General features: G+C 69.0%; 16 protein-coding genes. 8 read left to right on the top strand and 8 right to left on the bottom strand.

The window, feature by feature from the left end:
- From AB0B94_RS27480 to AB0B94_RS27470, 3 genes are read left to right on the top strand one after another with little or no spacing between them, the layout of a single operon-like run.
- Entirely contained in the window at positions 1-798 is a 798-nt protein-coding gene (locus tag AB0B94_RS27480) for an ATP-binding cassette domain-containing protein (protein WP_357286620.1), read from the top strand.
- Positions 795-1,556: an ABC transporter permease gene (locus AB0B94_RS27475; RefSeq protein ID WP_238666832.1), complete on the top strand. Its 762-nt coding sequence runs from the start codon at positions 795-797 to the stop codon at positions 1,554-1,556. Before AB0B94_RS27480 ends, AB0B94_RS27475 begins: the two co-directional genes overlap by 4 nt.
- A gap of 47 nt (positions 1,557-1,603) precedes the next feature.
- Positions 1,604-2,383: a MerR family transcriptional regulator gene (locus tag AB0B94_RS27470; RefSeq protein WP_357286615.1), complete on the top strand. Its 780-nt coding sequence runs from the start codon at positions 1,604-1,606 to the stop codon at positions 2,381-2,383.
- 7 nt (positions 2,384-2,390) lie between these two features.
- Here the strand turns inward: AB0B94_RS27470 and AB0B94_RS27465 are convergent, their stop codons facing one another.
- From AB0B94_RS27465 to AB0B94_RS27455, 3 genes are all read right to left on the bottom strand, one after another.
- Complete coding sequence (locus AB0B94_RS27465; protein ID WP_357286612.1) at positions 2,391-3,344, bottom strand: hypothetical protein; 954 nt, start codon at positions 3,342-3,344, stop codon at positions 2,391-2,393.
- 29 nt (positions 3,345-3,373) lie between these two features.
- Positions 3,374-3,970, bottom strand: a complete 597-nt coding sequence (locus AB0B94_RS27460) for a VanZ family protein (protein ID WP_357286609.1) — start codon at positions 3,968-3,970, stop codon at positions 3,374-3,376.
- A 142-nt stretch (positions 3,971-4,112) separates the two neighbouring features.
- Complete coding sequence (locus tag AB0B94_RS27455) at positions 4,113-5,588, bottom strand: arabinofuranosidase catalytic domain-containing protein (RefSeq protein WP_357286606.1); 1,476 nt, start codon at positions 5,586-5,588, stop codon at positions 4,113-4,115.
- A 205-nt stretch (positions 5,589-5,793) separates the two neighbouring features.
- Between AB0B94_RS27455 and AB0B94_RS27450 the strand changes: the two genes are divergently transcribed.
- Positions 5,794-6,807 carry a LacI family DNA-binding transcriptional regulator gene (locus AB0B94_RS27450; protein ID WP_238666837.1) on the top strand — a complete coding sequence of 338 codons (1,014 nt, stop codon included), beginning with the start codon at positions 5,794-5,796 and terminating at the stop codon, positions 6,805-6,807.
- Positions 6,808-6,817: 10 nt separating this feature from the next.
- On the opposite strand, the gene AB0B94_RS27445 is transcribed toward AB0B94_RS27450, so the two are convergent.
- The 4 genes from AB0B94_RS27445 to AB0B94_RS27430 all read right to left on the bottom strand — a co-directional run bounded on the left by AB0B94_RS27445 (position 6,818) and on the right by AB0B94_RS27430 (position 11,636).
- Complete coding sequence (locus tag AB0B94_RS27445) at positions 6,818-8,530, bottom strand: trehalase family glycosidase (protein ID WP_357286602.1); 1,713 nt, start codon at positions 8,528-8,530, stop codon at positions 6,818-6,820.
- Positions 8,531-8,586: 56 nt separating this feature from the next.
- Positions 8,587-9,411 carry a carbohydrate ABC transporter permease gene (locus tag AB0B94_RS27440; protein ID WP_238666839.1) on the bottom strand — a complete coding sequence of 275 codons (825 nt, stop codon included), beginning with the start codon at positions 9,409-9,411 and terminating at the stop codon, positions 8,587-8,589.
- Positions 9,408-10,247 (bottom strand): sugar ABC transporter permease, encoded by an 840-nt coding sequence (locus tag AB0B94_RS27435; protein WP_357286598.1) that lies wholly within the window; start codon positions 10,245-10,247, stop codon positions 9,408-9,410. The genes AB0B94_RS27440 and AB0B94_RS27435 overlap by 4 nt, the downstream gene beginning before the upstream one ends.
- A 150-nt stretch (positions 10,248-10,397) precedes the next feature.
- Positions 10,398-11,636, bottom strand: coding sequence for an extracellular solute-binding protein (locus AB0B94_RS27430; RefSeq protein WP_357286595.1), 1,239 nt, complete (start codon positions 11,634-11,636; stop codon positions 10,398-10,400).
- 298 nt (positions 11,637-11,934) lie between these two features.
- Here AB0B94_RS27430 and AB0B94_RS27425 point away from each other — a divergent pair, with 298 nt between their 5' ends.
- Together AB0B94_RS27425 and AB0B94_RS27420 are read left to right on the top strand one after the other, a co-directional pair.
- Complete coding sequence (locus AB0B94_RS27425; RefSeq protein WP_357286591.1) at positions 11,935-13,770, top strand: RICIN domain-containing protein; 1,836 nt, start codon at positions 11,935-11,937, stop codon at positions 13,768-13,770.
- A gap of 262 nt (positions 13,771-14,032) precedes the next feature.
- Entirely contained in the window at positions 14,033-15,538 is a 1,506-nt protein-coding gene (locus AB0B94_RS27420) for an arabinofuranosidase catalytic domain-containing protein (RefSeq protein ID WP_357286588.1), read from the top strand.
- Between the two features lie 77 nt (positions 15,539-15,615).
- On the opposite strand, the gene AB0B94_RS27415 is transcribed toward AB0B94_RS27420, so the two are convergent.
- Positions 15,616-16,965: a PHB depolymerase family esterase gene (locus AB0B94_RS27415; protein ID WP_357286585.1), complete on the bottom strand. Its 1,350-nt coding sequence runs from the start codon at positions 16,963-16,965 to the stop codon at positions 15,616-15,618.
- Positions 16,966-17,216: 251 nt separating this feature from the next.
- Here AB0B94_RS27415 and AB0B94_RS27410 point away from each other — a divergent pair, with 251 nt between their 5' ends.
- The gene (locus tag AB0B94_RS27410; protein ID WP_357286581.1) at positions 17,217-18,224 is read left to right on the top strand and encodes a PaaX family transcriptional regulator C-terminal domain-containing protein; all 1,008 of its coding nucleotides are present in this window, start codon (positions 17,217-17,219) and stop codon (positions 18,222-18,224) included.
- Between the two features lie 454 nt (positions 18,225-18,678).
- On the top strand, positions 18,679-20,136 hold the full coding sequence (locus AB0B94_RS27405; protein WP_357287124.1) for an endo-1,4-beta-xylanase: 1,458 nt from the start codon (positions 18,679-18,681) through the stop codon (positions 20,134-20,136).
- Positions 20,137-20,329 lie beyond the last annotated feature (193 nt).

Raw genomic sequence — 20,329 nt, 5'->3', positions numbered from 1 at the left:
ATGAGCAATTCGCGCACAACAGCTCAGGCCGAGCAGCCCGCGATCCACGTGCACGGCCTGGAGAAGTCGTTCAAGCAGCTCAAGGTGCTGCGCGGCGTCGACATCGAGGTCGCGCGGAGCAGCATCTTCGCCCTGCTCGGCTCGAACGGTGCCGGCAAGACCACAGTGGTGAGGATCCTGGCGACGCTCCTCAGGGCCGACGGCGGGACGGCCCGGGTCGCCGGCTTCGACGTGGCGACCCAGGCCGCCGACGTACGGCAGTCGATCAGTCTCACCGGGCAGTTCGCGGCGGTCGACGAGATCCTCACCGGGCGGGAGAACCTGGTCCTGGTCGCCCGGCTGCGGCACCTCAAGGAACCCGGTTCGACAGCGGACGACCTGCTGCGGCGCTTCTCGCTGACCGAGGCGGGCGCCCGGAGGGTACGGACCTACTCCGGCGGCATGCGTCGCCGTCTCGACATCGCGATGAGCCTGATCGGGAACCCGCCGGTCATCTTCCTCGACGAGCCGACGACAGGGCTCGACCCCGAGGCGCGCATCGAGGTGTGGCAGGCGATCAGGGAACTCGCCCGCGGCGGCACGACGGTGCTGCTCACCACCCAGTACCTCGACGAGGCCGAACAACTCGCCGACCGGATCGCGATCCTCCACGAGGGACGCATCGTCGTGAACGGCACCCTCGACGAGCTCAAACAGCTCCTGCCACCAGCCGAGATCGAGTACATCGAGAAGCAGCCGACCCTTGAGGACGTCTTCCTCACCCTGGTGGGCGCCAAGACCGAGAAGGAACAACGATGAACAGGCACTTCCTCGGCGACACCACAGTCCTGCTGGGACGCTCGCTGCGCCACATCGCCCGTAGCCCGGACACCATCATCACGACGGCGGTCATGCCTGTCGCCTTCATGCTGCTGTTCGTCTACGTCTTCGGTGGCGCTATCGAGACCGGCTCCGACTCGTACGTGAACTATCTGCTCCCTGGCATCCTGCTCATCACGATCGCCTCGGGCATCTCGTACACCGCCTTCCGGCTCTTCCTGGACATGCAGGGCGGCATCTTCGAACGGTTCCAGTCCATGCCGATCGCACGATCCTCGGTGCTCTGGGCGCACGTGTTGACCTCGCTGGTCGCCAACCTGATCTCGTTGGTCGTCGTCGTCCTCGTCGCCCTGCTCATGGGCTTCCGCACCGGGACGAGCGTGCTGGGGTGGCTCGCCGTGGCCGGCATCCTGGTGCTGTTCACCCTGGCGCTGACCTGGATCGCCATCATTCCCGGCCTCACCGCCCAGTCAGTGGACGGCGCGAGCGCCTTCTCGTACCCGCTGATCTTCCTGCCGTTCGTCAGTTCGGCCTTCGTGCCCACCGCGTCGATGCCCGGCCCGGTGCGCGCTTTCGCCGAGCACCAGCCGGTGACCGCGATCGTCAACGCGATCCGAGACCTCTTCGCCCAGGAGCCGGTCGGATCGGGCATCTGGACCGCCCTCGCCTGGTGCGTCGGCATCCTCGCGGTGGCCTACCTGTTCGCCAACCTGACCTACCGCCGCAAGATCTCCTGAGCTGGATTCGGGTGGGGGCCGAGCGCTTCGAGGGGCAGGATCAGGGCATGCTGACGATCAGTCAACTGGCGGCGTACGCCGGCGTCACGGTGCGGGCGGTACGGCACTACCACCAGATCGGCCTGCTGCCGGAGCCCGAGCGGGACGCCTCGGGCTACCGGCGGTACAGCGCGGGAGCCGTGGTGTCCCTCATCAGGATCCGGATTCTCGCCAACGCCGGCGTGCCGCTGTCGCAGATCGGTCAGATGCTGGAGGCCGACGCGTCGACCTTCGCGGCCGCGGTCGAGGAGATCGACAGGCAACTGGGCGACGAGATCGCACGACTGGAGGCCAGCCGGAAGCAGATCGCGCAACTCGCCGCCGGGGATCGTCTGGCCCTCGCACCGGAGGTGACCACCTACCTGGACCGGCTCCGGGACATTGGCGTCTCGGAGCGGGTGGTGGCGGGTGAGCGGGACAGCTGGATCCTGATGTCGGCGCGCTGGCCCGATCGTGTCCGCGAATGGATGCCTGACAAGATCGCGCAGCTCGACGACCCGCAACTCATACGGCTCTATCGGATCCTGTCGGAGATCTTCGAGAGTGACACCGGCGACGACGCGGGTCTGGTGGAGGCCGCCGACATCCTGGCCAGCCTGGCCGAGCAGGCATACCGCTCTGGCGAGATCGACCTCGGTGAGGTGGCGCAGGACGATCTACCGTTCGACCTTCTGGACGCGCTGGCCGTCGAGGCGGACCCGCGGGTGAAGCGACTGCTGGGTCTGATGCGTGAGCGTGGCTGGGATGGTCTGGCGCGGCTGGAGCGGCTGGCAGAGCCGGCGTCATGATCGACTGTCAGCTCTGTTGGTAGTTCACCGCGGCGAACCCGCACGGCTGGTGCAGGTGCAGGTAGTAGGCGCCCTCGCCGACGTCGTCCAGGTCCGCGCCGCCGATCAGACCCAGGTAGTCCATCGGTTCCCCGCAGCCGGGGCAGTCGGCGTGCTCGGCGTCCTGGATCCAGTCCGGTCGACCGCCCAGGGTGGAGCCGCCCTGATTCCAGGCGCTGGCCTGGTACGGGCTCACCAGTGCCGGCCCCGCAACCGGGAGCAGTGTCGGCGGGTCCTCCGGCCCGGCGTCGGCGCCCAGGTAGCTCGGACGGGTGTTGCCGGCCCACCAGGTGGTGGCGCCGGCCGGCGTGACCCGGCTGTACAACGTCGTGTAGCAGGCGCAGAAGTGGCAGGTCTCGATCACCAGGCGGCCGGACCAGCCGGTGTGGGCCAGCGCGGCACCGATGGCGGGGTCGGTGGTGTCGAGGTCGGCGGCGACCCAGAGCGGAGACGCGCACCAGGGGCAGGCGGTGCGGTCCGCGGGCGCCGGCGCGTCCCGCATGACCCACCGGTACGCGACGTCAGCGCACAGGTCGCGTCGGTTGCCGTCCGGGCCGATCGTCCAACCGCCCTCGACCGCGTAGCTCAGCGGGCCCACGTGCAGGTCGTCCGCGCCGGCTGGCGGGTGCGTCGACCAGCGACGCATGGCGCGCTCGGCGAGTGGGTGGGCGCTGTGGGCCAGGATGAGGAGCAGATGGTTGAGTCGGTCCGGTGTCCGCCCGCCGTCGACCTGCTCGACGACCCGGCCGACCACGTCGGCGCCCGCCGCCCGGTACAACGTCGGCGGCCACAGCAGGTCGAGGTCGAGAAGGGCCCCGTGGTACGGCGACAGCCGCTGTGGATCGGCAGCGGCGATCTCGCTCAACTCCTCGATCGCGTCGTCGTCCTCGTCCGCCGCTCTCCTGATCAATTCCTCGATCACCTGCGGATGGTAGCTCCCTCCTCCGACGCTCAGCGTCGCGCTGCCGGGGCCCGCCGAGGATGACTATCTGTGGACGCGTCGGGCTTGACCGGCCACCAACGGCGTGACGCCAGCGCCGCCAGCCCGGCGCCCGCTGCGTTGAGCAGGACGTCGTCCACCGAGGACACCCGGTCCAGCCGCAGGACGTACTGGGCGGTCTCGACCACTACCGAGCAGCCGGCCGCGAGGACCAGGATCCGCGGCACCGACGCCAGCGCCGGGAACCGCAGCGGGGCGAGGAACCCCAGGGCCGCGAAGACCAGCAGGTTGCCGACGACCTGGACCGTCGCCGTCAGCGGCCCCCCGTCGGAGAAGATCGTGAGCAGGTCGCGCAGCGGCACCAGTGTCACCCGGCCGGAGACGGCACCGGCCTTGTCGCCCGGCAGCATGATCATCCATACCCAGGGGACCGTGCCGTAGACGATGCCGACGTCGGCCAGCGACGTCCGCCACGCCGACGTGGCGCCGGCGGCCCGTCGGCGGTGGGCCAACGCCCACACCGCAAGCGCGGCCAACGGCAGGACGACCACAGTAATGAGGACGACGCCGTTGAACGTACCGAGCCAGCCGTGCCAACCCTTGACCATCCGACCCCCGCTGTTCGCCAGCCCCGAAACATACCCGCACCGGGTCGCCGGCCGGCGCAGCTGTGGGCCGCCAAGCAACTAAAGGTCGTGCCGCCCCCGGTGGCACTGCGGGGGCGGCACTGGTGATCAGTCGTGCGGCGGGTCAGCTGCGGGTGGACCACCGTTGGTTGCTGCCGCCGTTGCAGGCCCAGAGGATGAGCTTGGTGCCGTTCGCGGTGCCGGCGGCGTTGGCGTCGAGGCAGAGCCCGGACTGGACGCCGGTGATGGTGCCGTTGGAGTTGAGGTTCCACTGTTGGTTGGTGCCGCCGTGGCAGTCCCAGATGATGGCCTGGGTGCCGTTGGTAGTGCCCTGGCCGAAGGCATCAAGGCACTTGTTGCCGTACACCTGGAGTTGTTTGCCGGCGGTGTAGGTCCAGCGCTGCGCGGTGTTGCCGGTGCAGTCCCAGAGTTGGACCTGGGTGCCGTTGGTGGTGCTGCCGTTCGGTACGTCGATGCAGCGGCTGGACTGGGCGCCGACGACCTGGACGTTCTGTTGCGGGTTGCCGCCGCCGGACGGCGCGTAGGCGGCGGCGTTGATGTTGGCCTGGACGGCGTTCTCGGTGGCCGCCGTCGGGTAGCCGGAGGTCAACACGCCCTCGAAGAAGGTGCCGCGACCGGTGATGCTGTTGTCACCGCCGATGCCGAGCAGGATCGCGCCTTCCTTCTTCATCGGGTGGTAGCCGTTGGGGCGTGGCCCGTCGAAGTAGGTCGTCAGGCTGCCCGACTGGGCGTTGCCGCCCCGGATCGCCCAGTGGTTCGGCTCGCCCTTGACCATGGCGGTGACGAAGCGGTGGTTGATCGACGCGATGTTGTTGTAGCCCGCGTTGACCCCGGAGAAGAGTCCCCACTCCAGGTCGGCCATGATCCAGGGTCCGGCTCCCGCGCCGTAGCCCCACTGCTTGTTGGCGCCGAAGTAGACGGTCTCCATGATGGCGCGTTCGTCGGCGAGGCTGTTCGTCTGCGCGTTGCCGTAGTCGAAGCAGCACCACTGGTTGTAGTGCGTGCCGTCGACCACCGCGTAGATGCCCTCGGGCTGGTCGCCGGTCGCGACCCCGTTCGTGTTGTTGTTGCGGTAGCCGGTGCCGGGGGCGATGTAGACGCCGTACGCCTTCTGCCCGCCGACGGTGACCGGCGCCGCCTTCGCGTCGGCGAGGTTGTCGAATCCGCCGGGAGCGGGGCCGACGAAGTAGCCGGGGGGCGCCTGGGTGAGACGGTTGTTGCGGCCGGACTGGTCGTAGATGATCGTGATGACGCAGTTGGTGTTGGCGCAGAACGTGTCCTGGGTGGCGGCGTTGGCGTAGCCGCCCTCGCTGAGCACACCGACGTCGCGGGTGGTGTTGTCCGACGATCGTCGGACCTGGTAGAGCGGGCCGTTGTACGCGCCGTACAGCGCGCGGGTGGTGCTGTGCGCGGCCACGCACGGCGTGCCGCCGGAGGCGTAGATGTCACACGGGCCGGTGCCGGCGGCGTGGGCGACGCCCGGTGCGTCCGAGACCGCGTAGGCGCCAGCGCCGACGACGAGGACGAACAAGGTGCCGGCGGCGGCCATCAGGCGACCCAGTTTTCTCTTCACCTTCATTGGAACCTTCCGGTGGGTGGTGTGGGGTGGGGTGCGGCGATGGAATTGACGTCACACGTCATACCTGTGACATTAATGGTCGTCCATCTATTAGCGCTAGTTGGCACGCGTTGGTCATCGATCGATGAGCCTGAGGACGGATATGCTGGTCAGCGGAGCACGGTGCGTCCCCGTATCGGGGCAAAAATCGATTCGAGGGCGATTGATGAACATCGGGGAGATCGCTCGCCGGGCGGGGGTGTCCCGCAGCACCGTTTCCTACGTGCTCAGCGGAAAACGCAGCGTGTCGGAGGCGACCCGACAACGGATCCAGTCGGTCATCGACGAGTTGGACTACCGGCCGAACGCCAGCGCCCGTGCTCTGAAGGAGGGGCGCACCCGTACCCTCGGGCTGGTCATCCCGCCAGCGAGCCAGCGGTTGACCGACATGCAGCTGGGCTTCGTCGCCAGCGTCGTCGAGGCCGCCGCCCGACACGACCTCGACGTGCTGCTGTCCCCCTCCGGTGGCGACCATGACCGGTCGTTCGAACGGATCGTCACCGGGCGTCGGGTGGACGGCGTGGTCCTCATGGAGATCCGGTTGGCAGACGACCGGGTGACCCGGCTGACCAGGGCCGGGCTGCCGTTCGTCACCATCGGCCGGACCGCCGAGCCGCACGGAATGAGCTGGATCGACATCGACTACGCCGGGCTGATCGCCCGCTGCGTGCAGCACCTGGCCGATCTCGGGCACCGGCACGTGGCACTCGTGAACCGTTCCGCCGAGTTGGTGGCCGCCGGGTACGGCCCCAGCCATCGCGCGCTGACCGGCTTTCGCGCGGCGGCGGTGGAGCGGGGGTTGACCGGCGTGGAGGTCTGCAGCGGCGATGACACCGCCTCCGGCGAGGCGTGTATGGAGCAACTGCTCGCGACGCACCCGGAGGTCACGGCGGTGGCCACCATCAACGAGGCCGCACTGCCCGGAATGCAGCGCGCGTTGACCGGCGCCGGGCTGTCCGTGCCACGCGACTTCTCCGTCACCGGAGTCGCCGCGCAGCACTGGGCCGAGGATTTCCGTCCGCCGCTGACCGCCGCCGACGTGCCGATGGTCGAGATGGGCGCCGAGGCGGTGTCGCTGCTGCTGGAGAGCATCGCCGCTCCCGGCGCCGTGCCACGACACCGCCTCTACAGCCCGCCCATCTCGTTGCGTTCCAGCACCGGCCCGGTCCGGGCCCGCTGATCCGAACCGGCTACCCGCCGGTGACCCGCCGTTCCTCCTGGGCGGCGGCGAGGATGAGATAGCTGCTGGCGGTCCAGGTGTAGGCACGGTCCCGCAGCCCGGTGCCGGTCTCGGCGTCGAAGTTCTCCGCGAAGCCGGACTTCTCGCACAGCGCGAGGAAGCGCCGACTGATGTCGTCGGCGATCCTGGTCTGCCCGGCCCGGCGCAGGCCGTCCTCGACCAGGACGGTGGAGGGTGCCCAGATCGGGCCACGCCAGTAGCCGTCGGCGAGGTAGTGGGCCGAGTCCGTCGGCTCGGTGGCCAGCCCGTGCGTGGTCAGGTGGGTTTCGACGCCGCGGGCCAGCGCGGCGGCGACCGGGGCCGGTAGGTCGGCCCCGAGCGCGACGGGCATCAGGTCGAGCAGGCTGCGGCTGGGTCGCCGGTGCCCGGTGCGGGGGTCTCGGGCGCAGAAGCGTTCGCCGTCCCACAGGTCGCGCAGCATGGCCTGATGGATCCGGTCGGCCTCCCGGGACCAGCGGGTGGCGGGCTCACCCAGCTCGGTGGCGAGGTCGGCGAGGCAGCGCAGCTGCGAGACCAGGAACGCGGCGAGGTCAGCCGTCTCGAGGACCCGGTTCTCGTCGAAGGTGGTGGCGTTGTCCCAGCCGCTGTCGTTGCCGTGCTGGTAGTGCGGCAGGTCGTGGCCGGGGGCGCGCCGCGCGTCGAGCCAGAACCCGGTCCAGCGGGCGAGCCGGTCGTACGTCTGCGCCAGCGCCGCCCGGTCCGGCGGCTGGGGAAGGCGGCGGCGCAGGTGCCGCAGGGCCCAGCCGTGGATGGGGGGCTTGACGTAGTTGTGCAGGACCTCGGAGTGGGTGACCGAGTCGGGCAGGGCGCCGGCCTCGTCCTGGTGGTCGAAGGGCAACTGGAACTGGTGCCAGGCCAGCTCCGGCTCGCCGGCCGCCAGGGCGATCGCGTTGAAGCAGTGGTCCCAGCTCCACACCTTGTCCATCCAGTGCTTGGACATCAGGACGGCCGGCCGGGTGACGAAGCCCGCCGGGGCGACGGTGGCAGACCACAGGACGTACGCGGCCAGCTCGGCGGCCGGGGTCTCCGGGCCGCGCCAGGGCGCGATCGCGTCGACGAACGCGGTGAACTCCGCGAACCGGTCACTGCACAACAGCTCGAACGGAACGGATCCGGCGTACGGGCGGCGGGCGGTGGCGTACTCCTCGATCGCGATCTCCCAGGGCTGGTCGCCGGGAAGGTCCAGGAACCGGTCGGCGGTGCCGAGCGCCTGCGCGCCGTTGGTACGCAGCAGAGCGCCGGAGAGCACAGTGATCCGGTATCGGCGACCGGTCTCGTACGAGGTGAACACGTGTGATCCGTCGACCGGGTCGGCATACAGGTAGGTGCCGCTGAAGGGGGTGAGGGTGGGCGCGGCGGCTGCCACCCGCAGGCCGAGTCGGTGGCCCCGGATCCGGACCGTGTCCGGCCCGTCGTAGACGGCCTCGATCCGGTCGGCCCCGTTGCGCCAGGTCAGCAGCGCGGGCGTGGCGACGACTGTGGTGCCGGCGACGGTGGGGGTGAGCCGCAGCACGGGGTGCAGCCCGGTCTGGTGGGAGACCAGGTGCAGGTCGTCGGCGTACGTCTTCTCGGCTACCACCGGGGAGATGTTGAACCAGGATCCGCGGTAGCTGAACGGGATGTCCTGGATTCCGAACTCCGGACCGGACGGGGCGACGGTCATGGGTGGCGGGTGCCTTTCTGTGGTGCGGGTGGTCAGTCCTCGACCGCCGCGGATGGTCAGTCCTTGACGGCGCCGGCGGTCACGCCCATCGAGACGTATCGCTGGGCCAGGATCAGCAGCACGGCTGCGGGGATCGAGGCGACGACGGCGGTGGCCATGATGGCGTTCCACTGCTGGTTGTTGTTGCCGATGTAGTGGTAGATGCCGAGGGTGATGGGCTGGTAGTCGCCGCCGCCGGCCAGGGTCGAGGCGAAGATGAAGTCCGACCAGGACCACAGGAACGCGAAGAGCGACACCGTGACGATCGAGTTGCGGCTGACCGGCAGCACCACCGACCAGAAGGTCCGCAGCCGTCCGGCACCGTCGACCACGGCGGCCTGGAGCAGCTCGTCGGGGATGCCGGACATGAAGGCCGTGAAGATCAGGACTGCGAACGGCACCGCGAGCGTCGTGTCGGCCAGGATCAGGCCGGGCAGCGTGTTGAGGACGCCGAGGGTGAGGTAGATGGCGTAGAAGCCCATCGCCATGATGATCCCCGGGATCATCTGCGCGATCAGCAGCACGAAGCTCAGCGCCGGGCCGCCGGGTGGCCGGAGCTTCGCCAGCGCGTAACCGGCGGGAGCGGCCAGCGCCACTGTCAGCGCCACAGTGCCGAGGCCGACCAGGAAGCTGGTGCCGAGGTACGGCAGTTGCTGGTCGAGCACCGCCCGGTAGCCGTCCAGCGTGCCGTTGGTGGGGAACAGGTGCGGGGGACTGGCCCGCATGTCCTGGTCCCGGGTGAAGGACACATTGATCATCCAGTAGACGGGGAAGAGCATCAGCCCGGTCAGCACCAGGCCGACGCCGGTCTTCCACCAGGCCCGAGGCGTCGAGGTGGTCATCGCAGCTGCTGCCTCCGCTCGATCCGGATGTAGAGGAGGCCGGCGATCAGCGCCAGCACGATGAGCAGGTTTCCGATGGCCGCGCCCGGGCCGAACTCGGGCAGCAGGTTGCCGAAGCCGAGCCGGTACGACCAGGTGGCGAGCGTTGCCGAGGAACTGGTCGGGCCGCCCTTCGTCATGATCCAGATGATGTCGAAGACCTTCAGCGTGTAGATCAGCCCCAGCAGCAGCGTGATCAGGGAGACGGGCCGCAGCAACGGGAAGGTGATCCCCCAGAACCGTTGCCACCCCGTCGCGCCGTCGAGCGCGGACGCCTCGTACATCTCGGTCGGGATCGCCTGTAGGCCGCTGTAGAGCACCACCAGGTTGAACGGGATGCCGATCCAGACGTTCGCGATGATCACCGAGGTGAGTGACCAGCCCGGCGAGGTGAGCCAGTTGACCGGGTCGATCCCGACGACCCCGAGTGCCGCGTTGACCAGCCCCGAGTCGCTGTTGAGCAGCCACGACCAGGTCGACGCCGAGACGATCAGCGGCAGCAGCCACGGTACGAGGATCAGCGCCCGCAGCGTGCGTGACAGCGGGAAGTGCTGGTGGAAGAAGAGGGCCAGGGCCATGCCGATGGTGAACTGGAAGGCGAGCGAGGCCGCTGTGAAGACCACTGTGTGCGTCAGCGTCGGCCCGAACGCCGGGTCGGTCAGGACCGTCCGGTAGTTGTCGAGGCCGGCGAAGGGCGCTCCGCCCTGCACGAACGAGCGGACTGTGTACTCCCGCAGGCTCAACTCGACGTTGCGGTAGAGCGGGTAGGCGTAGAAGGCCGCCAGGTAGATGGTCACGGGTGCCAGGAAGCCCCACGCCCACCATCGGCTGGGCCGGCGGGCACGGGACGGGGGAGACCCAGGTGGGACGGCGGTCGCCGCCCCACCCTGGTCCCGTACGTCGGTGGAGGTCTCTGTCGTGGAGGGCATGGTGTCGGGTCGGATCGCTTACCTGGTGGTGGCGGCGGTCTGCGCGGCGGCCAGTGCCTCCTGTGGCGACTTCCCGCCGCTGAGGGCCGACTGCACCGCTGTCCACAGCGCTTCGGAGATCTTCGGGTACTTCGTGCCGAGGTCGTCACCGGTGCGGCCCTTGGCTGCCCGGACCGCCTCCACCCAGACCTTGAGCTTGGGGTCCGCGGTGGCCTGTCGCTCCTGCACGGCGGCGACGGGTGCGACGTAGGAGAGCGTGGTGTCAGTGGTGAGGAGGTTGTCGGCGTTTGTCAGGCAGGTGACGAGCTTCTGCGACGTCTCGTACCGGCCGGTCTTCTTCTGCACCGGAATGGAGACGAACTCACCGCCGGTGGGCGCCGGGGCGGGGCCGCCCGCACTGGCCGGGATCGCGATCGTGCCGTACGAGAAGCCCAGCTTCTCCGCGTTGGCCAGCTGCCAGGTGCCGTTCTCGGCGAACGCGTAGTCGCCGGTGGCGAACTCCTGCCAACTCGTGGTCTGGGTGTTGTTGATGACGGAGTTCGGGGCGTGGCCCTGCTTGAGCCAGTCGGTCCAGAGCGTCAGCGCGGACACCGCCTGCGGCGAGTCCAGGCTCGTCAGTTGGGCACCCGATCCCCAGAACCAGGGCAGGAACTGGAAGCTGCCCTCCTCGGTGCCGATCGCGGAGAAGGTGATGCCCTTCTTCCCCTTGGCCTTGACCTTTGTCAGTGCCGCGGTCAGTGCGGTCCAGTCCTTGACGGCGGCGGGATCGACGCCGGCGGCGGTGAGCAGATCCTTGTTGTAGTAGAGGGCGAGGGTGTTCGCCCCGATCGGCACCCCGTAGGTCTTGCCGCCGCTCTGGCCGGCGCCGAGCAGGTTCTTCTCCATGGCCGAGACGTCCAGCTTGTTGTCGTCGGTGGTGGTGAGCGCACCGGCCTCGGCCAGAGTTGAGATGACCGGGTTGTCCACGATCAGCACGTCCGGTGAGTTTCCCTGTTGGGCCGCGAGCAGCGCCTTGTTGGTCAGGTCGGTGGTGTCGTAGCCGGTCCGCTCGACCGTCACCCCCGCTGAGGTGCCGCACTTCTTCAGCAGCGCGACCCAATCGGAGTCGTCGGCGAACTGCGGGTACGGGTCCCAGACGAGGTAGGCGCCACCGTCGGCGCCGCTGTCGGCGGACGACGAGCAGGCGCTGCCTGTCACTGCGGCGAGTGCTATCACGGCGACGGCGGCCAGGCGCCGCCGACGACTGAGTCCGGTCATGTGTGGCCTCACTTCACATCGATCATCAGGGGTCGTGCGGATGTGATCGTCGCGGGCCGGACCAGTCCGGCCAGTATGCGAATCGATTCGACGAATCGGTTCGCCCGAAGATAGGTCTGGCCATACCCGGGGGTCAAGGGCTGGTCGGCCGCGTCAAGAGGAACGCTGGGCAACACGGGCTTCATCCGGCCGTCACTTCATTGACATCGTTCAGTCCCCGGTCCTACGATCCGTGCGAATCGATTCGCAAGCGCTGCCCTCCGGAGAGCGTCCCCCGCGCCCCACCAAGGAGCCGCCCGTGAAAACCCCGTCCCGCAGCAGGTCAGGACGAGCCCGCGCGCTCGTTTCCCGACTCGTCGTCGGCCTGCTCGCCGCCGCTGCCGCCGTCACCGTCGTCTCGTCCCCCGCCCAGGCCGCCGACGAGTCGATCAGCGTCAACTTCGCCACCACCAACGGGGCGCCGACCTACCGCGCCTCCGGCTGGATCTACGGCATGACCGAGAACGCCAGCGGTCCGGCCGACCACTTCTACCGGGACGTCAAGTTCCAGTACATGCGCGCCGGCGGCGCGCAGCTCCCGGGCAGTGGCTGGGTCGGTGGCACCTACGACCGTCGCTGGAACTCCACAGTCGCCCAGGCACGTCGCACCACAGCCCTCGGCGGCAAGTTCATCATCCTGCCGCACGACCTCTGGGGTGCCGACGGCGCAGGAATCTCCCGCTTCCCCGGTGACAACGGCAACTGGACCGACTACGACAACTTCCTGACCCGCCTGATCAACGACGTCCGGGCGTCCGGCCTGTCGGTGCAGTGGGACATCTGGAACGAACCCAACATCACCATCTTCTGGAACCGGCCGATCTCCCAGTACCTGGAGTTGTGGCGCCGGACCTACCAGCGCATCCGGGCGGAGTTCCCCAGCCAGCTCATCGTCGGGCCGAGCTGTGCCTGCGTGCCGTCGACCAACCACGCCTTCTGGAACCAGTACCTGGACTTCGTCCGCTCGACGAACACGGTGCCGGACATCATCAGCTGGCACTCGCTGCCCGGTGACCCGGTGGCGAACGTTGCCGCCGCCAACGCCACCCTCGACCCGCGCGGCATCGCCCACCCGCGCCCGTACCAGATCAACGAGTACGGTGCGCCCGACGAACAGAACCCGGCCGACGGCGCCTGGTACATCGCGCGCCTGGAGCGGGCCCGCGCCGACGGCCTGCGGGCGAACTGGGCCAGCGGCGGCAGCCTGCACAACGACCTCGGCAACCTGTTGATCCGTAACTCGGCCGGCCAGCACCAGCCCAAGGGGGAGTGGTGGAACTACCGCTTCTACGCCTCCCAGGTCGGGGAGATCGTCGCGGTGACCCCCAGCCAGTCGTACGACGCGTACGCCACGAAGACGGCCGGGGTGGCGAAGGTGTTGGTCGGCGGTGGTCGTACCACCGGGAACCTGACCGTCAACCTGCAGCGCCTGGACACCACCAGTGGCATCGTGCAGAACAACCAGGTCAGGGTCCTCACCCAACGCATCCCGCACAACGGTGGCAGCGCCGTGGCCGGGCCGGTCACTGTCTCGAACAGCGTGGTCGGGGTGTCCAACAACAACGCCACAGTGACGGTGCCGTACACCAACCAGACCGACACGTACACCGTCACGCTGCTGCCCCCCTCGGACGGTGGCTTCCAGTCGGTGGCGGTGGCCCAGCACTCCCAGCAGTGCCTGAACAACCCCGGCCTGAGCACCACCGACGGCAACGTCCAGCAGCAGAACTACTGCGACGGCGGTGACCAGCAGTTCTGGAACTTCCGCCCGGTCGCCGGCGTGGCCAACACCTACACGGTGGTCAACCAGCAGAGCGGCAAGTGCCTCGACGTCAGCGGAGTGTCCACCGCCGACGGCGCGGCCGTGCACCAGTGGACCTGCCTGAACAGCCTCAACCAGCAGTTCACGCTGCGGAAGGTGACCTACTCGGGCAACGACTCGCACGACTACCAACTGGTCGCCCGGCACAGTGGCAAGTGCGTCGACGTCAACGCGGTCTCCACGGCGGCCGGCGCGCTGGTCCACCAGTGGACCTGCAAGGCGGTCAACCAGGGCAGCCCGTTGAACCAGACGTGGCGTCTCCTGGGGCGGTAGGCGTCCCTGGGGAGGTGGTGTGCTGGCCGTCCGCCCAACGGCCAGCGCGCCACCCCGTCACCACATTCATTGACATGAATTAAACAAAGGTCATACGATTCGCTGCGAATCGATTCGCCATCATCACCACCATCCCCCTGTGGCGCGTCGACACCCCCACCGCGCTTCCACGACTCCGAGGAGCCACCTCGTGCGAACCCCGTCCCCCACCGGGCCAGGAAAAGCCCGTAAACTCATCCCGAGACGTCATCGCGCCCGACGATTGACCGCCCTGGCGGCCGCCCTGCTCGGCGTTGTCGTCGGCCTCGGCGCCACCCCCGGTGCCTCGTCGCCGTTCGCCGGATCGGCCGCGATGGCGGCCACCATCACGCCGGGGCAGAGCACCACCATCGTCGGTACGCCGTCCGGCCGCTGCATCGAGGTGCCCAACTCCAGCACCACCAACGGCACCCAGACGCAACTCTGGGACTGCAACGGCGCCGCCGGCCAGACCTGGACCTGGACGTCGGCGAAGCAACTCCAGGTGTACGGCAACAAGTGCCTGGACGCGTCCGGCCGCGGCACCACCAACGGCACCCAGGCGATCATCTGGGACTGCAACGGCCAGAACAACCAGCAGTGGAACGTCAACAGCAACGGCACCATCACCGGTGTGCAGTCCGGGCTCTGCCTGGACGCCAACGGCGCGGCCACCGCGAACGGCACCAAGCTGATCCTCTGGGCCTGCAACGGCGGTGCCAACCAGCAGTGGGCCTCGCCGACCACCACCCCGCCGACGGACCCGCCGACCGACCCGCCGACCGGCGCGCGCCCGTGCGACATCTACGCCTCGGGCGGCACTCCCTGCATCGCGGCGCACAGCACCACGCGGGCGCTCTACGAGGCGTACGCCGGCAACCTCTACCAGGTCCGGCGCTCGTCGGACAACACGACCCGCAACATCGGGCTCACGGGTACGGGCGGCACCGCCAACGCGGCGACGCAGGATTCGTTCTGCACCGGCACGACCTGCGTGATCACCGTGGTCTTCGACCAGTCCGGGCGCGGCAACGACCTCTGGTACCAGGGGTCGAGCGTGGTCCCGGGGTCACCGCAGAGCCGGCCGGCGACCGCGACGACGGAGTCTCTGACGGTGGGCGGCTCCAAGGCGTACTCGCTCTACATCAACCCCGGCAACAGCTACTGGCGGGACGGGCACCTGACCGGCGTACCGACCGGCGCCGCGCCGGAGGGCATGTACATGGTGACCAGCGGCACCCACGTCAACAGCGGCTGCTGCTTCGACTACGGCAACAGCGAGACGACCAGGAAGGCCGACGCCGCCGGTGCGATGGACGCCATCAACTTCGGCAAGCAGTGCTGGTTCGGCGGCTGCTCCGGCAGCGGCCCCTGGGTGCAGGCGGACCTGGAGTGGGGCCTGTTCCCCGGCGGGAGCAGCTCCTGGAACCCGAACCAGCGTGCGTTCACCAGCAAGTTCGTGACCGCGACGCTGAAGAACAACGGCACGTCCCGCTTCGCGATCAAGGGCAGCAACGCGCAGTCCGGCAGCCTCTACACGCTCTATGACGGCTCGCTTCCGCCGGGATACAGCCCGATGAAGAAGCAGGGCGCGATCATCCTGGGCAGTGGCGGTGACTGCTGCAAGCCCGACGGCGGCGCGAACCTCAGCGCCGGCACCTTCTACGAGGGGGCCATGGTCGCCGGTTATCCGTCCGACGCCACCGAGAACGCCGTGCAGGCCAGCGTGATAGCCGCCGGCTACCGCTGACTCCGGGCAACGCACGAACCGTGCGCCGGTCACCACTGTCGTGGTGACCGGCGCACGCTCGTGGACGTCGACTGGCCTCAGGCGACGGTGCAGGACGCGCCGTTGAGGGTGAACGAGGACGGTCGGGCGTTGTTACCGGTGTGGGTGGCCTGGAAGCCGAAGCTCACCGACCCGTTGGCGGGGATACCGCCGTTGTAGGCGACGTTGCGGGCCGTCACCTGCCCCGAATTGGGCGAGTAGGTGGCGTTCCAGCCCGAGGTGATGGTCTGCCCACCCGGCAGGGTGAAGACCACGGACCAGCCGTTGACGGCGCTGGTGCCGGTGTTCGTGACGGTGATGTTCTCGGTCAGCCCGGTGTTCCAGGCGTTGACGTCGACAGTCACCCGGCAGGCGCCGGAAGCTGGCGGCGGCGTGGTCGGCGGCGGTGTGGTCGGGGGAGGTGTGGTCGGCGGCGGTGTCGTGGGTGGCGGTGTCGTGGGTGGCGGCGTCGTGGGGTCGGTCAGTCCGAAGAACGCGATGGCGGACGCGGCCATGCCGCCGGAGGGCAGACTGTGTCCGGCCCCCTGGATGCTGTACGCCTCGACCTGGACGGTGCCGCCGCTGTCGGCGTACCGACGCCGGTTCCAGTTGGCCTGCGGCGTGTCGGTGGAGGTGGGTGTCTGGCTCAGCCCGAACACGTTGGTCCACTGCTCGATCGTCTCCTGCAACAGCGAGTACGGCACGAGCGTGTCGCTGGTGCCGTGCCACAGCTGCACCCGCGGCCGGGGCCCGGAGTAGCCGGGGTACGCCTGACGGACCGCGTCACCCCACTGCTGCGGGGTCCGGTTCATGTTCCCGCCGGTGCACTGGCTGCTGCCGGGCGGGTAGTCCGCCGCGTTGGCGAAGCAGTTGTAGGGCACTCCCATGAACGCGGCGCCGGCCTTGAACACGTCGGGATAGAGAGCGAGCATGTGGTTGGTCATCATGCCGCCGGACGAACTGCCGGTGGCGTAGACCCGGTCCGGGTTGGCCGCGTACTGCTGCTGCACGTACCGGATCATGCTGATGATCGACACCGGGTCGCTGCCCCCACCTCGCCGCTTGGCGGCGTCCGACCAGGTGTCGAAGCAGTTGCCGAAGCCGGCCTGCTGGGTGGCGGACGGGTAGATCACTATGTACCCGTAGCGGTCGGCGAGGCTGGCGAACTCGCTCCCGGAGTAGAAGCCGGGGCCGGACCCGCCGCAGCCGTGCATGGCCACCACGACCGCCGGCCGGGCCGGGCGGTTGTCCGGCACGTAGACGTGCATGCGCATCCGGCCGGGGTTTTCGCCGAAGCTGGTCACCTCGGTCAGTGACGCCGCGTACGCGGGTCCGACGGTTGGGGCCACCAGGCCGGCCGCCACCAGTGACGCGGCCAGGGCGAACAGCAGTTTCCTTCTGATTCTCAACGGACGACTCCTTCGATTGGCTGTGCAGGCGGGATTGGCCGTGCGATCGGGTCGCGGGTCTGCCCGACTCCCGCGGTGGTCGCACGCTGCCCGCTACCTGTGGCTCGCCCAGCCCGGCTTCGGATGGCATCGCGTGGCAATTAGTGTTCCCCTCGGGCCAACAAGTGTCAATCGAGGCTTCTCTATTTATGACGAGTCGCGGAGGTCCGTCTAGAGTCGTCATACCGTCCCCCGAGGAGCACGGAGCGTCTGTGGCAAGCCTCTTCGACATCGACGAGATCTATCCGGACGACGGAGACCACCCACTCCGGCTGCCCCGCCGGCAGGTCGGCAACTCGCCCCAGGGTGTCGCGGTGACCCTGTTGGCGGACTACACGCTGCGGACCCGGGTCGCCCTCCCGTCCGCCGCCATCGTCGCGTTGCTCGGGGAGGCCGGCGTGACGACGGCCGGAGCGCGGACGGCGATCAGTCGGTTGGCCCGCCGTGGCGTGTTGGAGGGCAGTCGACTGGGACGGCGCAGCTCCTACCGGCTCAGCCGTGCCGCCGCCGCCAACCTCTCCGCCGGCGGGCACTGGATTCTCGCCTCCACCACCTCGACGGCGAGGTGGGACGGGTGTTGGACGATCGTCGCCTTCTCGCTGCCGCAGGATCGCAGTACGCAGCGTCGGGCCCTGCGGGCGCAACTCCGGTGGCTCGGTTACGCACCGCTGTACGACGGTTTGTGGATCTCCCCGCAAGAGCTGACTCCCGCAGCTCGGGCCCAGCTCGACCGGCTCACCCTCGGCGCCGTGACAGTGTTTCGCGGGCGGCAGACCGCGCTCGCCTCGACCATTCACCGTGCGCCGATCGAGGCCTGGGACATCGAGGCGATCAGCCGGAGCTACGACGCGTTCCTCCGGCGTTGGACGCCACTGTTGCCCGCCGTGGTGTCCGGACAGGTCGCCGGCGCCGCTGCGGTGCGGGCCCGTACCGAGGTGATGGACACCTTCCGGCGGTTCCCCGTCCTCGATCCGCAGTTGCCTGTGGAACTTCTCCCGCGCGACTGGCTCAGGCAGCCGGCGCGGGAGTTGTTCGAGGCTGTCTACGACGGTCTCGCCGCACCCGCCGAGCGACACGTCCGGGCGGTCGTCGAGCGGTTCGTCGACGCCTCGCAGCCCGGCATCGCGGCCCACACCACCGCCGACCTGGTCGCCGGAATGCGCGCCGACGCCGGCCCGGCGCAGCCGTCTCCGAGCGGCCCGGCCGCCGGCAGCTCGTGAACCGCGAACAGCGGGCTCCGGCGACTGTGAGCGATAACAGGGTTGCCGTCCGGCGTGCTCCGAGCGGCCCGCTGGTACGACCCGTCAGCTGACCCACCGTGGCTGAGCACTGTTGCGCTGGGCCTTTGGTACCGGGTGAAACGTGGCGTTCCGGGAGATCGGCGTGAACGGCCCGTTACGTCTTGACGAACGGCATGTTATCGCTCACTCTCGATATAGAGGACGATCGCTGTCGTGGCTCACCGGGCGAGCCGCACAGGTCGTACCTCCGATCACGACGTCCGCAAGGGCATGCGGACGTCACCTCGGGACCCGGCGGGTGCCGGCGACAGCCCTCTCGGACTGTGCGTGCTGACGCCGGACGGCCAGGATGACCGCCCCGATCGGCCGCCCCGAGTGAAGTGGCACATCACCACCACCGATGCAACCACTGAAAAGGAACGCCATGAAATCCATGAGAACGATGCTGGCTGCGGCGTCAATCGCCGTCGCCCTCACCACCGGTATGACGGTGGCGATGACCCCCGCGTCCGGTGCCGGCACGACCCTGAAGGCGGCCGCCGCCGAGAAGGGCCGCTACTTCGGCGCGGCCGTCGCCGTCGGCAAGCTGTCGACCAGCGCCTACACGACCATCCTGAACCGTGAGTTCAACAGTGTGGTGCCCGAGAACGAGATGAAGTGGAGCTCCACCGAGCCGCAACAGGGCGTCTTCACCTACTCGAGCGGCGACCGGCTGGTCAGCCACGCGCAGGCCAACGGCATGAGCGTGCGGGGTCACACGTTGTTGTGGCACGCCCAGCAGCCGGGCTGGGCGCAGGGCATGTCGGGCAGCGCGTTGCGCAACGCGGCGATCAACCACGTCACCCAGGTGGCGACGCACTACCGGGGCAAGATCTATGCCTGGGACGTGGTGAACGAGGCGTTCGCCGACGGTGGTGGTGGTGGGCGTCGTGATTCCAACCTGCAGCGCACCGGCAACGACTGGATCGAGGCGGCGTTCCGGGCGGCACGGGCGGCGGATCCGGGTGCGAAGTTGTGTTACAACGACTACAACACCGACGGGATCAACGCGAAGTCGACGGGCATCTACAACATGGTGCGGGACTTCAAGTCCCGTGGCGTGCCGATCGACTGCGTGGGCTTCCAGTCGCACCTGGGCACCTCGTTGGCCAGTGACTACCAGGCCAACCTGCAGCGGTTCGCCGACCTCGGCGTGGATGTGCAGATCACCGAACTGGACGTGATGACCGGCGGCAACCAGGCCAACATCTACGGCGCCGTCACCCGCGCCTGCCTGGCCGTCTCGCGTTGCACCGGCATCACCACCTGGGGGGTGCGCGACTGCGACTCGTGGCGCGGCTCGGACAACGCGCTGCTGTTCGACTGCAACGGCAACAAGAAGGCCGCGTACACCGCCGTCCTGGACGCCCTCAACGGCGGCTCGACCCCGCCCACCACGCCCCCGCCGGGTTCCGGGGTGGACACCAGCGCCTGGTACGTGTTGTTGAACCGCAACAGCGGCAAGGCACTGGACGTCTACGCCTCGGCCACCACCGACGGGGCGCGAATCAGCCAGTGGACGCGCAACAACGGCGTCAACCAGCAGTGGCAGTTCGTGGACTCGGGGAGTGGCTACTACCGGGTCAAGTCCCGCAACTCCAGCAAGGTGCTCGACGTCAGCGGCTTCTCCACCGCCGACGGCGGCGCGATCGTGCAGTGGTCCGACCTCAACGGCACGAACCAGCAGTTCCGACTCGCGAACTCGGCCGACGGCTACGTGCGCCTGATCAACCGCAACAGCAACAAGGCCGTCGAGGTGCAGGGCGCATCCACCGCCGACGGTGGAAATGTCGTCCAGTACGCCGACTGGGGCGGCACCAACCAGCAGTGGCAACTGGTCCGGATCGGCTGACGACCGTCGTCATCGACAAGGGGGAGCGGGAACTGCCGGCCGCTCGGGATCCGGCCGGCGCCCGCCCAGGCGAGGTGTGACCAGTGGCGGCCCGCCCCATCCGGGGCGTCGCCTCGCGCTGGCTGGTGTGCCCCAGCTTGCCGAAGTTCATCGCGCCGAGCACGAGGGTGCTGACCTGGACGCCGGTGCGCCC

This window comes from Micromonospora sp. NPDC048986, from assembly GCF_040649335.1.
Classification (GTDB): Bacteria; Actinomycetota; Actinomycetes; order Mycobacteriales; family Micromonosporaceae; genus Micromonospora; species Micromonospora alfalfae.
This window is presented reverse-complemented; position numbering and strand designations above follow the sequence as displayed.

Excerpts from the sequence above, each read along its gene's own strand:
- AB0B94_RS27440 (WP_238666839.1), bottom strand. The coding sequence starts at position 9,411 with ATGACCACCTCGACGCCTCGGGCCTGGTGGAAGACCGGCGTCGGCCTG.
- AB0B94_RS27430 (WP_357286595.1), bottom strand. The coding sequence starts at position 11,636 with ATGACCGGACTCAGTCGTCGGCGGCGCCTGGCCGCCGTCGCCGTGATA.
- AB0B94_RS27460 (WP_357286609.1), bottom strand. The coding sequence starts at position 3,970 with ATGGTCAAGGGTTGGCACGGCTGGCTCGGTACGTTCAACGGCGTCGTC.
- AB0B94_RS27405 (WP_357287124.1), top strand. The coding sequence starts at position 18,679 with ATGAGAACGATGCTGGCTGCGGCGTCAATCGCCGTCGCCCTCACCACC.
- AB0B94_RS27445 (WP_357286602.1), bottom strand. The coding sequence starts at position 8,530 with ATGACCGTCGCCCCGTCCGGTCCGGAGTTCGGAATCCAGGACATCCCG.
- AB0B94_RS27470 (WP_357286615.1), top strand. The coding sequence starts at position 1,604 with ATGCTGACGATCAGTCAACTGGCGGCGTACGCCGGCGTCACGGTGCGG.
- AB0B94_RS27475 (WP_238666832.1), top strand. The coding sequence starts at position 795 with ATGAACAGGCACTTCCTCGGCGACACCACAGTCCTGCTGGGACGCTCG.
- AB0B94_RS27450 (WP_238666837.1), top strand. The coding sequence starts at position 5,794 with ATGAACATCGGGGAGATCGCTCGCCGGGCGGGGGTGTCCCGCAGCACC.
- AB0B94_RS27480 (WP_357286620.1), top strand. The coding sequence starts at position 1 with ATGAGCAATTCGCGCACAACAGCTCAGGCCGAGCAGCCCGCGATCCAC.
- AB0B94_RS27455 (WP_357286606.1), bottom strand. The coding sequence starts at position 5,588 with ATGAAGGTGAAGAGAAAACTGGGTCGCCTGATGGCCGCCGCCGGCACC.